This is a genomic window from Brakhagea baltica, assembly GCF_052161605.1.
In the GTDB taxonomy this organism is placed as follows: domain Bacteria; phylum Planctomycetota; class Planctomycetia; order Pirellulales; family Pirellulaceae; genus JBKCUI01.
Genome location: NZ_CP197409.1, coordinates 3,312,069 through 3,326,322, shown reverse-complemented (window position 1 = coordinate 3,326,322; position 14,254 = coordinate 3,312,069). Strand labels below are relative to the sequence as shown.

The window sequence follows — 14,254 nt, the reverse complement described above, 5'->3', positions numbered from 1 at the left end:
GGAAATTTGGGTTACATTTAGTAGTCTGGATGACAGGTGTGAAGAATGGTTTTCGCAACCTAAGTCCCTTGTCGGAGCTTTGAGAACTATATCGATTTACTATGTACCCTCCCTATTCCCAGATGAAGAGTTGCTTAACGCCCCCATCGAAGTCAATAGAAGCTGCCAGCTTGTTTGATTGGATAAAGAGTGTTGTATTGATGTCCACCGTCATTCTGCTTTTAGGATGCCAAAATAAAACCGAGGGGCTTAATCGCTCTGATGAGTTGTTGCGAGAACTTACGCGTTCCAGCGAACCCCAAGGGGTTGCTGTCAACACGACCGATTCAGAGACCATCGCTAACCGTGCGACCGAACTACTCCGTCTCAATGTGGAGGAAGGAACGATTAAAGGTGCTGTCGATGAGAAGGAAATCGATCCACAGCGAGCAGCTCCATCCAGCTTGAGAAGCGATGCCGTTTTGAAAATTGATTCGGTGCCTGATATCTCCAGTTCGTCCGAATTGATAGAGGATGATCCTAGCTCGCCCTGGATGTTTGATCTATCCACGCCGATACTAAGTTGGGAGGTCCTTTACAAAGGTAATGCTCCGATTGGTTATACGGCAAGAAAAACAACATCAACCAATCGCGGAGTGGATTCGCTGGTCACGAACGAACTGCGTAGCGTGGTTCGCTTTACGAGAGATGGGCAATACCAGCGTCAGGAATACACGCTTACTTCCATTGAGCGTGCCAATGGGGAACTCGTCAGTCTGACGGCGAGGACGGTTTCTAATGAGAATAATCAGAATCTTGTAGTTAGAATCGAAGGTGCAAAGGCCATCTTGGAATTGGTTGCGAACGGCACCAAGCAGAGGGCTGAGATTGTCTGGGAAAGCCAGATCCGTGGCCCCTTCGCTATCGAACAATCTATTATGCGAAAACCGTTGAGAGATAACGAGTCAAGATTGGTTCGCTTTTTGGATCCGATCGCTGCGAGGATTGTCGAAGCAAAGCTGGATGCCAGGGAGAAGTATAAGTCTCCTACCATGCTCGGCAAGTCTAAGCTCTTGCGTGAAATTTCAGTCTCGAATCAGGCGGGAGAGGCGATAAGCGAATCCATTCTGTGGAGCGATGAGGATGGTGTCCTCTTAAAGACTTACATTCCAGCGACGGATATTCGTACCTTTCAAGTGGAGCAGGATACCTACAAGGATGTCGAAAGCGACTTTGACCTCTCGCTTGTTTCCTCAAAGCAGATTGCTTTTCTGGTAGAACCTCAGCGATTGGACTTGTACTCCGCTGCCCTAGCCAAGGAGAGCCAATTGACTTACAAAATGCAAATGTCGAAGTCGGATCCCTACAAGCTGATTTCTAATCGCTGCAACCAGCGAGTTCGGTCGCTGAACGCCTTTACCGCAGAAGTTACTCTGTTTCGACTTCAAGATCGTGAAGAACTCCCGTTAGGTATTGATGCTTCCGACAAGCCTATCTCGGCTGATAGCTCCCTAGCGGACTGGCTTGATCTAAGCAAGCCGGCTGTCTCGTCTCTCCTCGATCAATCGATACCGACAGATTCGAGCCTTGTGGGGCACGAACGAGTTGTCGCTATTGCAGAAGCGTTATCGCAGAGGTATGTCTCGGAAGAGTTTAGTAATCAAGTGAGAAAGTTGCATCTGGCACTGCCTACAAACCGTCTCAACTCCGTCGAGCAATCGATGGCGCTGATTGCTGTGCTCAGAAAACAAAAGATTCCTGCCCGATTGGTTTTGGGCTACGCATTTGACTCGTCCAATGCAAACCCAACAATGAGCTTCCGTGCTTGGGTTGAGTATTACTATGCAGACTGGTGGTGGCCGATTGATCCTGTCAAGCCGACCAACTCGGGAATGCTAGATCGAGTCAAACTCAAAGAGATCAGCCGCCTGGAAACCGATCTGCGTCGAGAGATCACGAAATTGATCAGTTTGGGTAGCGAGGCAACGATTGCTTTTGAGAACTGATTTTTCCTGACACGCACAATCACTGCTCGTCGGTTTGGTAGGCTTGATCATGAACTCTCGAAGCGTAATCTATTGGCTGCTTGCTGTCGCCTTTTTACTGAGAGTGTTTGCTGCTACGTATTGGCAGTCCACCGTGCCGGAGGGATCGAGTGCTTTCCGATTTGGCGATAGTGACACTTACTGGGTTCATGCCCAACGAATTGCGAGCGGCGAACCGTACAGATATCTCAGCGATGAAGCGAGAATCTTCCGAGCTCCACTTTACCCAATCGTGCTCTCTCCTTTCGCTTACTTTGCGAGTGGACATGAATTAAGCGACATTTCAGGAACTGCGTTAGCCGTAAGAATCTTGGGAGCAGGATTAGGTACACTCTGCGTATGGCTCGTCTGGAGCATTACAACTCGATTGGCCGGGATGCGAGCTGGCCTTGTAGCGGCGTTCTTGGCAGCAATTTATCCTGGCTCAATTGGGATGAGTATCTTTGTTCTGAGCGAGATGGTCTTTTGTCCTCTTATGTTAGCTAGTTTAGCGTGTTCGAGTTTAGCAATCAGTCGCAGCGTGGCCTCGTCTGGAGGTAGCAAACGTAGTGTTTTGCATTGGGTATTTCTCTCGGGCTTGCTTACCGGGCTTGCGTGCCTAGCTCGTCCCAGCTGGGGGCTGTGGGCTGGAGTTTTGTGGATCTACATTCTTTTTGTATACCTTGGGAATCTTGGTGTGCATTCCCTTCGCGACATCGTACGGTATGGGCTCGTTTATGTTGTCGGGATAGTGCTAGCAATGTCTCCTTGGTGGATTAGAAATTTTGAAATCACAGGGAAATTTGTGCCATCCACACTACAGGTGGGGGCTAGTCTCTACGACGGCTGGCATCCAGGTGCAACGGGGAGCAGCGATGAAGGCATGGCTTTTGTTGAACAGTTTTTAATCGAGCAGCTTGAAGAAGATCGCCTTCGAGATGCAAGGGGGGAAACAAAAGAATCGACCTTAGAATGGAGACTGGACCGCAGAATTCGAAATGCTGCTATTTCATGGGTCCGAGAAAATCCATCTGACGCTATTCGGCTTGGAATGGTAAAGTTCTGGAAAACCTGGAGACCGTTGCCGGTCGCGGTAGAGGTGGTAGGGCAGAGCATCAGGGTCGCAGAGGGGGTGGCTTATTTGGTTATCCTGTTGCTCGGTGCCTTGGGCCTCTGGGCGACTCGTCACAGCCTTGGCGCATGGTTGTTCGCAGTACCGATGTTTTACTTTGGAATATTACACATGGCGTTTATTGGTTCGGTCAGGTACCGACAACCAGCGATTCTCGTCCTTTGCGTTTTGGCAGGATGTGGGGCGAATTGGATCCTGGACTGCTGGCGCCAGCGGAGACGGAACAACTCCAAGAACGAAATGAGGAGCTCGTAGCCAAGGATGGCAACAGATAGCGGAACGGAATCCCAACCAAGCGCACAGGCTTCGGTACCTCGAAAGGAACCGAGCTCCGGTGGCGTTTTGCTTTGGACTGGCCTGCTCTGCATTATCGGTTTTTTCGGTTACTACTATTTCTTAAGCCAAGCAGATTCGAAGCTCACGCTAGAGATTAGGTCTAGGATCCAGTCGCTACTCCCGGACTACCACGTAGAGTTGGACAATGCTTCGTTACAATCGGGTCAATCGATTACACTCAACGGGCTGCGATTGTCTAAGCGGGTTGAAAATCAAGACCGAGAAGTATTCCGAGCAGAAAGGATAGCATGTCAGGGACCGCTGGATTGGTTAGGATTGGTTCAGGGCCAGGTCCCGGTACAGAATGTAGTTGCAGATGGAGTCCAGATTTCTGTTTGGCCATTAGCTGATGGAACATGGTGTTTTCCAGAACCGAAGGGCACGTTTCGGATTACGCCAGAGTTCCCAACCATACGAGTACGGTCGGGGCTCATTCGCTTAGGACATGAGGTCGGATCGGAATCTCCCGAACTCATCTTTCATGATTTGACCGCTGTCGCTTCCCTGCTACCATCGGAAATGGCGTCTGCTGCGGGGAACTCTGCATGCCTAGGGATTCAGGCAAGAATCAAGAGTAGTCACTTTCAGGATCTCAATCTTTCGGCGAGGCTGGATCCTTCCAATGGTAACTGGCGCGTACGTGGGGATTTGACCAACTTGGAATTCAATCCCCGCGTTGCTGCGAACATTCCCAGTTGTTTACAGTCTCACCTCACATCGGTCGACGGCTTGAGCATTCGATCGAGTACTCGCTTTGAAATTGCAAGTATCGACCAGGACCTGACCTATCAGATATACACCAAAGCCGATGGGGGAAGGTGGTTTCATCCGCGACTAAACTACCCGCTGGACAATCTGAGTGGCGAGCTGTTTCTTAACAATCAAGAACTAAGGTTGCGTAATCTGCGGGGCGAGTGCGGTTCGTCGGTTCTTTGGGCCTCCATCGACATGAATGGTCTCGAGATACCGTCCCCGATGATGGCAGTGGTCGAAGTCAAAGATTTAGAATTGGATCAACGATTGTTTCAGTCCCTTCCGGAGCCCATGCAGGATATTTGGCACCGCTTTCAAGCTCGCGGCCATTTGGACGCTAAGGCAACGATAACATTCGACGGATATCAGTGGCATCCCTATGTTGAAGTGGAGACCAAGAATCTATCGCTCAACGCGGAGTTCTTTCCCTACCCCCTCCACCGTATCGGTGGAAAGTTTTCCTACAACGATGGTCACTTCCAAGCGAACAATTTCGTGGCATATGCTGGCGAGCAACGATTAACCGGTTCGCTGGAATTAGTGAGGGCGGACCCCAAGTGGTTGATGGATTTGCAATTCTCGTCAGAAGGGCCGATCGCGATTGACAAGAGTCTATTAAACGCGCTGACCCCAAGAAACGAATCGCAACCAAGTAGCTTTCAATCTTTTGTCGACTCCTTGCGGCCAACTGGTACTGTACATTTAAAACAGGCACGGTTTCGGAGAACAGCAGAAGATCCGACTCGGATTGACCGATCCTTAGAGCTGATTTTTTCAGAATGTACTCTTAGGTATGACCAGTTTCGTTATCCGATCGATAATGTTCATGGTGAAATAACAGTCGACAATGACCGAGTTGTATTGCGAGATTTTGCGGGACGAAATGACTCAACCCGGATTAAGGCCTTTGGCGTTTGCCAACTTGAAGATTCCCAACTTGATTCTTTAGATCTAGTGTTCGACAGCTATGATTTGGCCATGGACGAAGAGTTGCGGAATGCGTTGCCAAAAGGGGTTCAAAGTCTTTGGGATGAGATTCAGCCGGTCGGTATGATGGGGCATGCGAAAGTCGAGATGACCAAGCGATCGCGGGATGACTCGCTCGACGTGCGTGTCGAAATGAAAAAAGACAGCATAAAAGATGAGGGTGTTGGTCGTTCGTTGGCATTTCGCCCTCGTTCGCTCCCTTATTCGATCAATGATGTTTCTTGCCATATCGCGTATAATCCCGGCCGTATCGACATTTTGTCGTTAACGGGAACTCATGATGCTAGCCGACTGAATGCGGAGGGACACTACCGCATCTATGGCGATGGGAGTTGGGACGGTACGATTCAATGGATCCCTTCAACAAGATTTCTAGTGGACCAGACTCTACTGTCTTGTCTACCGCCCTACTTGAGAGATCCGCTCCTGAGGCTTGACTTTAGGGGGCCCGTGAGCATATCCGGCTCGACCTACGTGTCGTCTCCTCGCCATCCACTGGAATCGGTTGTTCGCTCATGGGATATTGATCTAGAAATCGAAGACGGCAGACTAGGTGGAGGAGGAATAGCCTCTGGAATGCGTGGCACTATTTCGATGACCGGCGAGAATACCGACAGTGGGCCTATGGCCTACGGGACGCTTGAGTTCGATGCTTTGGCAATCAAGGGAATTCCCGTCATAGGATTAACTGGCCCGTTTGCTCTAACTAGCGAGGATTTAATATTCGGGCGTGACGCAGTGGCTTGGCAGGAAAAGCATGTCATGCAAAAACGTGCTGCCCTAGAGAGCACCAATCAAAATGGCGTGAAATGGGCGTTTGCCCAGTCGACTACGGCGGATCAAGGCCAGCAGATTTCTCAAGCCTCGTTCAAAAGTGTCATGCATAGTCGTTTGGACGCTCGTTTCGTCAAACTATCTCAGTCCGCTCTTGGACATAAGAGCGTTGTAAAGAAGGGGCAGGCTATAGATGGTCCTGAACTCGATATAACCGCCCACGACATCACCGCGGAAGCTCTCAGTGGAAAGCTGTTTGTTAGTGGAGTCGAGCCACTCGATGGTCGACGTGCTCGGTACCGAGTTCGATTGGTTGATGCTAACCTCAAGGATTGCTTGCTCGATCTCGGCGAGCCGAATCCACAAACCAATGGTAGTCTTTGGATGCAGTGTGAAGTCGCGGGCTCCTTTACCAACATGGCTTCCATCGAAGGAAATGGGAACGTATGGCTCCGAAATGCGAACCTATATCAGTTGCCTGTTATGATTCGACTGTTCAATCTTTTATCAGTTCGTCCGGACCACAGTGCGTTCGATGCTGTTGATATTCATTTTGGAATCGACGGAGACCGAATTCCCATCCATGAGCTAAACTTAGATGGGAATCTCGTTTCTCTCCGGGGGAACGGCTGGGTCAATATGAGGCGGGCGTTACACTTGAATTTGGATGCGAATGTCAGTCGGCGGACGTTGGTCGGGGCTGTTATGCGTCCATTGCAAGCGGACTATTCGTCAAATCTATTTCGCATCGAAGTTTCCGGCACGACGACAGACCCTATCGTCCGAAGCAATGTGGGATTGATGGGTCAAATGCAACTACCCAGCGCATTAGATAAGGGAGGGGGGGCAGGTCGTTAGCCTAAAAATTGTGTAGTCGGCTGACCAATCATCACAGTCATTGATCTCTCGGATAAGAAGGAGAATGATCATGCAAGTACCACCAGCAGGCTGGGCCAACCCAGCGGCACATGCACAGCAGAGTCTGTCGTCACAACGAACCAGTTCCGCAAGCACCTCAGAATCTGCGTCTAAAACCGTAAGCCCAATCGAGCAATCGCAGAAAGCCGGTGATCGCGATGCGAACGAGCGATACGATGGTCCGATGCAGCATCATGCGGATAAGGAGGCGGATCAGCAACCTGCGGCAGAGGACACCGCGACTGGAAGTGACAGCCTCCATCTTCCCGCAGACGATGGTGAAACGTCTCAGCTCGACATATCGGCGTAAACGCAAGAGCTTTCTTCCTGTACACGCGACTCAGTTTGTGCCATTTATCTTTCATTGCTTGGTTTCCATGTAACCAACCGTTCACTCATAAGGGTCACGATTGCCACCGTCTTGGATCTATCCCCGGCTTAATGCCGTCAGCAGAAAGCGTGTAACGGCATTTTGTACCTGATGGCATCGATGCTGCCGTCCCTAACGGGACTCTCGTCGTTCCATAGGAACCAAAGTTGGTAGCACGAACGAGCCCCTCCGCGAATGCTCCTTGCTCGTCCAGGAGAAGCTTGCGTTTCCGGCCGGATTCGCAAAATGTGACTCGTCAACCGGAAACGGAACGATCTGCTGGACGGGCTAAACGGGCTTTCCACACAGCGAGAAGACTATTTTCGCTTGCCTACGCAAACCGGTGGACTCCTTAGTAGTGTCGATTAGTGAGAATTACTGCTCCTTTCTCCGATTTTTTACAGCGGAGATGAACGTAAACCGAAAGGTGTCGAGCTCGACGACGATAAACTACGGCTCGCACAAATTTAGTGCCTGTGTTGTTGACAATCGGCTAGAGAAGGTAAGAATCAAGTCCATTGCGGGTGTAACTCAGTGGCTAGAGTGCTAGCTTCCCAAAATAGGCCCAAGCCTGAAAGAAATCCCCTGTAATTTTCCAGGGATTCGCAAGTTTGAGTACTTTCCGAACCCCATCGGAAGTGTACAAGGAATACCAATGAAAACAATAGGATTCCTAAAACGCACACTCTTTTCTTGGGAACTTTCCCAAATACTTTTTTGCTGCTATTCGGGTATCCCGTCAAAGCTCTAAATCGGCCCTTCTGACGCTACCGGAAATCGAACGGCAAGAATGCCGACTCGGAATAGAACTGCTGGCTACGGATGAATGCCGCGACTGTAACGGGCATAAAAAAACCCCCAACTACTGCTGGGGGCTAATGCGTCGTAGTACCGATCGTCACGCATGTCACGGATACTAGGCCACCGCGCTGGCTCGATCCAAGTAATCTACTCTGCTGATCCGGGCTCGGTCAACTGGCTGCTGTTGAGGGTGTATCAATTGGTACATCCTCTATCCGCCCGACTCGGGTAACTGACTCCAACCAGTGGACTCGGTAACCTCCGGCTTAGGGATCTCTCGCTGAATGTTCCGCGCCATCGACTCGGAAATACCAAGACGTTTGGCTACGATAACCGGCGTGAGTCCTTTTTTAAATAGCTGCTGGGCTCTCTCGATGGTCTGCTGACTGACCTTACGCCCCATTCGCCCGTTGTGCATTGCCACCTCCTACCCTCGGAATAAAACACCAAGGGTAGGAATAGGTTAGCAAGCCTCAACTATGGGCTGGATTGGCATAAATGCGCATCCTCAAATCAACCACGCTTAGCCGCTGCCCAATCCTTGCTTCGCTGGGTACTGATCTCCATCTTCACGTCTTGGAGTTCAATTCGGAGTTTACGCTCCACGGATTCTGACATTTCGGTGATTGCCCGTTCCACTTCCGGTAGGATCGCATCCACAACTCTGTCAGTATCGGCTTCCACTTTCATGGAAACATCGAACGACGCTTGAAGCTGAGCTTCCAACTGTTGTCTCGTAGACTCAAGCTGCTTTCTGGTCATGTCCATTGAACTGCCGAAAGTGGTATCGAATCCCAACCGCTTGGCATCCGATGCAACTGACTCATCGACAAATCGCGAAGTCTCATCGGTTCCAACGCGGCTGAGTAGGTCACGCTCCATCTTGCTCAACGCTGCCCCGCCGCCTGCCTGTGCCTTACCCAATGCCCGAGTTGCCATATCCCGTTCGATTGCGTCCATGTCCACGAAGGAACGCATTGCCGATTTCCGCCTACCCTCAAGTGCATCCAGTTTGGCCCCCTGCTGGTCGATGCCCGTCATTATGGTTTGCTGGATTTCCCGCTCGATCGCTAAACGGTCTGTACCGTATGCGCGAGCAAGCTGGGCTTGCTTCTCAAGACTACGAACCACTTCGTTCTGATAATGCTGGGCTTCCTTCATGGCTGACGCTAGGTCTTCCTCGCTGGTCCCCGCGAAGGCAAGAGCCCTGTCTAACTCCTGCTTGGCCTTGCTGTACTCCTGAACCGCCAAGGAATAGGTTGCCGCTTCGCCTCCCAACATCTCGAGATTCTCATTGGGTCTGGAACGCATTCGCATTGAGCTTTTCGATAACTGACCAAGCATTGCGGAACCGAGAATCCCCTCATCGGTCTCGGTCCGTAGCCTCATTCGGTCTCGTAAGGCCTCGCGCTCAAAATCCCGATCTCCGGCACCGTCCTGAAAGCTGAACCGCTCGGTGGTCAATGCCGATTGCCGGCGAATCGAATCTGAACTATCAGCATATCGCATTCGGGCTAACTGCCGCTGCGTTTCCGCTTCTGCTCTCGCTGTTGCGCGGTCTGCCTCATTGTTGATGCGGTTCCGGTCTAAAGATAACTGGCCCCGATCCACTCCAGCCTGTGAAGCTGCAAGTCCCGCAATGTCACCGGCCAAATGCAATGGGGGAACGGCTGCCCTGAGAACGTCACCGCCCGGAATCATGCTGAACACTCGGTCATTCACATCGGAAAGCCCACGTGCAAAGCGACTCATCGGGGAATCCAACCGTTCGAATTGGCCGGTCAACCTTGCAAGGTAGGCACCTAAACGCATCGTCATTGCCTGCATCGAACTGTCGCTGGTAGTGGATGATCCGGTTTGATGGTCGTAAACGGCTTTGCCTGCTACCGCCGCAACTGCGAGTGGTGTAACCCTACCGGCCATTGAAGCAACACCGCGTAAGCCGGTCATGCCGGCCAAGTTACCAAGCATCGATCCAGCTCCCCCGGCTGCACTAGCCCCGGCTGCCGCCCCCGCTGCTACTCGACTTGCTGCCAATCTACCATTAGCAGCCGCTGCTGTGTTGGCCGCCGCCGCTTCCTGGACTAACGAAGCATGGTAAGCCTTCAATCTTGCTAGCTGCGCAGTCTCCAACGCTGCTTGTGTCGTCTGGGCTCGGGATAGTAACTGCTGTGCTTCTCTGGCCTTTTTCAGTCCGTCCGAAAGATCGGTATATGCCTTAATCCCGCCCTTAACTACATCGAACGTCCCTTGAATCACGGCAAGGGAACGAAGCATCTTTTCCGCGTTTTCTTCCGACACTAGGCCGATAGTAGCAAGCCCCCGCGCTACCTGGGCTGCATTGATCCCGGCCTCAACGAACTTCTTACCGGCGTCGGCTGTCGCCTTATCCGCCGCATCGCGGTATCGCTGGAGATGCCCCTCTCCAATCCGCAAGTTAGCCGCTATCTGGTCCATAGTGGACCCGTTTTTCGCGATATATCCGTCTAGGTCTTTCGCCATAGCTGCGTAGGCTTCGGAATGGGCTACCATTGAACCGGCGTAAGCCTCGCGTGCTATCGTGGCTTGTGCTGTCGCATTACTCGCAAGCGACGAAACGGACTTGTCCAACTGCTCGACGATCTCATCAACGGATGAAGTCGAATCAACGGCCAATTCAGCAAAGACATTCTGCATTGCTCGAGTCATTCCGGAAACGTCGAAATCGTTGATCCTGGCCTGAACGGAATCGATTGCGTCTTCTGCCGCCTGTGCTTGCTGAACGACTGCATCTGGTACGGCGCTGGAAACACCATCCCCCATAGGTCGAACAGCATCGGGAACGGATGAACGTCCACGCATCGCTGCGGCTGAACTCTCGGATAGCTTCTCCATGCTGGTCGAAAACGATGTCACGATCCCCGTAAGCTGGGATTCCCATTGTTGGGTGATGACTTGCCCCGTATTGGCCGAAAGAGACTCAATTTCAGTGAAGAACCCTTTGACGGACTTAGACAGCCCTGAAGTGTCAAGGTTGCTCAAGCGGTCCTGAACTTTGGTGATCGAAGCGTCAAAGGCTGCGACCTGGGCAATTACTGAATCGGGTACGCCGCCCCTGATCCCAGATCCCATTGGTTGCACTGAGTCCGGTACGGCTGAACGCATCGATCCCGATGAACTGTTAAGTCTGTCCAGGTTGCTGGCCAACGAATCCACCAAGCCGGATACTCTGCTGGCTGTCCTGCCGATACCGGCTACGCCAGCGTCCATCCTGGCTTGCGCTGCCTCAACGCTGCTGGCAAGGCTCTGTAATGCTGACTTGGATTCTGGATGATCCATAACCCCGATTCGGAACATTACGTCGGTATCTTCTGACATTGTTTTTTGCCCTGTAACTATTGGTAATCGAACATTGATGCTCACAATGTCCCAAGAATGAAGGAAGGCAACAAATGCAAGATCTTTTTGACGATCCATCTACCATCGGCGTACCGAAAAAACGGACCAAGAAAACCAAGGCTACCGCTGCGGAACGGGCTGTCTATGATCCGAATTTAGATAGGGAATTATCCCGAACGGAACTAACCAAGATATGGGCGGAACATGCTGCCGGGTACACTCCCATACAAATCGCCCTGGCCCATAAGCTGCCGCTCAAAAGGACCGAGTACGCTATAGGACTGGATTACCATTGGTATGTCCGAATGCTGGAACGGCTCGATCTCATATCGCAATACGGGAAAGATCAATTCGACTACATCGGCTGCGAGATGAATAATCTCGATCGCGATGATCTGCCCGAAACGGTCTGTGGAATTCCCCGTGAAGATGCCTCAAAAATCTGGGCATTGCAATACCTCCAACCCCGGCCTAGTGATCTCCTCAATGCTGATTGGTCTGATCCGGAAGTGGAAAGGCAACAACGCGAGCATGCGGAGAAACGAAAGGCATTTTCGTATTGGAAGCGCAAGCTGAATTGCTCTGATGACATTGCCGAATTGGTCCGTAGGGTAGTTTCGAATGAACCATTTCCTGAACTGGGTGGCAAGTATAGTCACGCGATCGAGCGGGATGAATCAATCTTCGACTCCCTTTTTGGTGAAGATGAACCGGAAATAGGCTCGGAAATAGATGATTACCTGCCCCAAGATCTGATCGACTCGTGCAACAAGAGCATAGCCGCATGGCTCGAAACTAAGTCTCTGGCCTTCGCCGATGCTGTCAGACGCAAGCTATGGAAGTACTACGCCCACGTCGAAACGAAACGTGGCAAGGATGCTATGTACGCTCTACGGACTCAACGTAGACGCGATGCCATGCGCGACGATGACGACTAGTCCAAATGCGGCGTGAATGTCATCTTACGGACTGGGCTGTCGTCTGTGACGCTCTGCCGCCTTATCCAACAGATTCTCGTACTGGTCCCGCTCCTCGTGGGTCATCGCATCCAACAAAGTCTTGCTTTCTTGGTCGAGCGGCCTGTCAAGGAAATCGGTGAAAGGATTACCCGAACTCTGCGTCCTGTCGCTGATACGAATGAAGAATTCTACCTCGTCCTCCGTCCGGCAAGCATCAAGCAAAGCTCGGTACTCCGGACTCGCGTAGTCGCTGCCGTTAACCTGGGAAACGGGCTGTGTAACAACCTCGCGATGCTCGACCGAGTGCAATTTGGGAAGCACAAAGCTGAACAGCCAAGTCCTGGCTTGATGATCCCCGGCCTTAGCATCCTCAACGGCTTTTTTGAAGATCTTTTTCGCTGCCGATTCGTCGAGTACCTCGCGCAGGATCTGAGAGTAAGACTTCTTTACCTTACCTTTTTTGGCCTGATTGCCTGGTAGAAACTTTCCTTTGTTGTCTCGATCGCTCATCCCGTTTTCCTCCGTTTTTCGCCCGTAATATCGGCCAAAGTTGACACTACCGAACGGGCTGTACAGAATCAAACTACCTCGGCTCGGGGCTGGGAGTTGGGCGGCTGGGTTTTTCGTTCCCTGGCCGCCTTTTTTTTCGCTACGCGTCCAACGTCGCGAACAAACTGCGCGATAGATGCTGCTTAATCCTGGTGGCGAACGCACTGCATCTGTTGTGCGAGGTCACAACCTCAACACGGATAGTGGCTGCCCGCTGGTATGTCATCTCCTCGGCTGTGGCTAGTCGGTCCAGTAGCCGCCTGACCTCATCGCAGAGCGGATGCTCCCGCCGGATGATCTCAATCGCTGTATCGATCGATCTAGCATGCGCTGACTGCATAACTGAGTAGCTGATACCGGCTAGGCCATCGCCTCTCAACATCGCCATAGCGGATTCCTCCGCCTCTTTGTAGGACTGCCATAAGGCTGCAAGCTGGTCTGCTTCCTCATTGGTCTTTTGGACCGCATCGGCAAGTTCTGGATCTGCCGGCATGGGCAATCGGTACACCTGAAAATTTAACTCTAGTCTAGCCATCTTTGGTCCTGTCTGGTCCTGGAAATAGGCGCTAAAGCGCCCAAAAGTTGAATTGTTGAACTGCCGGTATTGGCGCTAAAGCGCCTATTCGATCTCGGCTTTCCTAGCTCGAACTAGGTCGCGAAGCTCCTGGAGTCTTGCCGCTGCGGAAAGCATTTTTTGGTCGAACTCATGGCGAACTGCATCGCGTAGTTCGTCTAGAACCGACTGGCTAACGTAGTCGATTTGGGACTTACCTATCGTCTCTGATGCTAGCTGTTGCATACGCTTGGCTCGTTGACGAAAACGGGCAGCAACACCGGCTACGCCAACACCAAGGGTTTTACGCTGCCGCGTCAACGCAAGGAAAGTCTTCAACTCGGATTCGAGCTGCTCAAACACGTTCTCAGCATTAGTCGAAGACTGCAACACGGCAAAGGATGCTCGAATCTCATCCTCAAGGTCATCTGGAACTGGCATGTATGGCGCGACTTTCCGGCCCTGTATATCCGGGTTCTCCGCCGTGGCAAAGTAGGTTCGCTCAACAGCTTGTTGCGCGTCGGCAATCTTTTCCAATATGGGCATCAACGCTGTTAGCGTCTGCTCATCCAAGTCGTCCATTCCGTCTGCGAAGTCATTGGCCGCTATCGTCAAGCACCCCCATAGGTATCGCAAAACATCGTCCCGGTTTGTTTTTTTGCTCATTTTCCCTGCCTTTTTTTGAAAAAACTATCGTCTGAAATAGGCGCTAAAGCGCCCGAACTGGGCATGTAATCAAAG

The 14,254-nt window shown here is 51.6% G+C and carries 10 protein-coding genes; 5 read left to right on the top strand and 5 right to left on the bottom strand.

All coding sequences use genetic code 11. The features are described from left to right. Positions 1-200: 200 nt before the first annotated feature. From SH449x_RS12340 to SH449x_RS12325, 4 genes are all read left to right on the top strand, one after another. Positions 201-1,985 carry a transglutaminase-like domain-containing protein gene (locus SH449x_RS12340; RefSeq protein WP_482381634.1) on the top strand — a complete coding sequence of 595 codons (1,785 nt, stop codon included), beginning with the start codon at positions 201-203 and terminating at the stop codon, positions 1,983-1,985. Between the two features lie 49 nt (positions 1,986-2,034). After that, positions 2,035-3,390 (top strand): ArnT family glycosyltransferase, encoded by a 1,356-nt coding sequence (locus tag SH449x_RS12335; RefSeq protein WP_482381633.1) that lies wholly within the window; start codon positions 2,035-2,037, stop codon positions 3,388-3,390. A 6-nt stretch (positions 3,391-3,396) separates the two neighbouring features. Next, a complete protein-coding gene (locus SH449x_RS12330; protein ID WP_482381632.1) occupies positions 3,397-6,843 on the top strand; it encodes a hypothetical protein in 3,447 nt (1,148 codons plus the stop codon). Positions 6,844-6,913: 70 nt separating this feature from the next. Next, positions 6,914-7,213 carry a hypothetical protein gene (locus tag SH449x_RS12325; protein ID WP_482381631.1) on the top strand — a complete coding sequence of 100 codons (300 nt, stop codon included), beginning with the start codon at positions 6,914-6,916 and terminating at the stop codon, positions 7,211-7,213. Positions 7,214-8,285: 1,072 nt separating this feature from the next. Here the strand turns inward: SH449x_RS12325 and SH449x_RS12320 are convergent. Both SH449x_RS12320 and SH449x_RS12315 read right to left on the bottom strand, forming a co-directional pair. Further along, positions 8,286-8,492, bottom strand: a complete 207-nt coding sequence (locus tag SH449x_RS12320) for a hypothetical protein (protein WP_482380172.1) — start codon at positions 8,490-8,492, stop codon at positions 8,286-8,288. Positions 8,493-8,587: 95 nt separating this feature from the next. Next, the gene (locus SH449x_RS12315; RefSeq protein WP_482381630.1) at positions 8,588-11,431 is read right to left on the bottom strand and encodes a hypothetical protein; all 2,844 of its coding nucleotides are present in this window, start codon (positions 11,429-11,431) and stop codon (positions 8,588-8,590) included. Between the two features lie 74 nt (positions 11,432-11,505). On the opposite strand from SH449x_RS12315, the gene SH449x_RS12310 reads away from it, so the two are divergent. After that, complete coding sequence (locus SH449x_RS12310; protein ID WP_482380930.1) at positions 11,506-12,390, top strand: hypothetical protein; 885 nt, start codon at positions 11,506-11,508, stop codon at positions 12,388-12,390. A gap of 24 nt (positions 12,391-12,414) precedes the next feature. Here the strand turns inward: SH449x_RS12310 and SH449x_RS12305 are convergent, their stop codons facing one another. The 3 genes from SH449x_RS12305 to SH449x_RS12295 all read right to left on the bottom strand — a co-directional run bounded on the left by SH449x_RS12305 (position 12,415) and on the right by SH449x_RS12295 (position 14,179). Beyond that, the gene (locus tag SH449x_RS12305; protein WP_482380931.1) at positions 12,415-12,921 is read right to left on the bottom strand and encodes a hypothetical protein; all 507 of its coding nucleotides are present in this window, start codon (positions 12,919-12,921) and stop codon (positions 12,415-12,417) included. 139 nt (positions 12,922-13,060) lie between these two features. Then, on the bottom strand, positions 13,061-13,495 hold the full coding sequence (locus tag SH449x_RS12300; RefSeq protein WP_482381629.1) for a hypothetical protein: 435 nt from the start codon (positions 13,493-13,495) through the stop codon (positions 13,061-13,063). Positions 13,496-13,579: 84 nt separating this feature from the next. Then, the gene (locus SH449x_RS12295; RefSeq protein WP_482380933.1) at positions 13,580-14,179 is read right to left on the bottom strand and encodes a hypothetical protein; all 600 of its coding nucleotides are present in this window, start codon (positions 14,177-14,179) and stop codon (positions 13,580-13,582) included. Positions 14,180-14,254 lie beyond the last annotated feature (75 nt).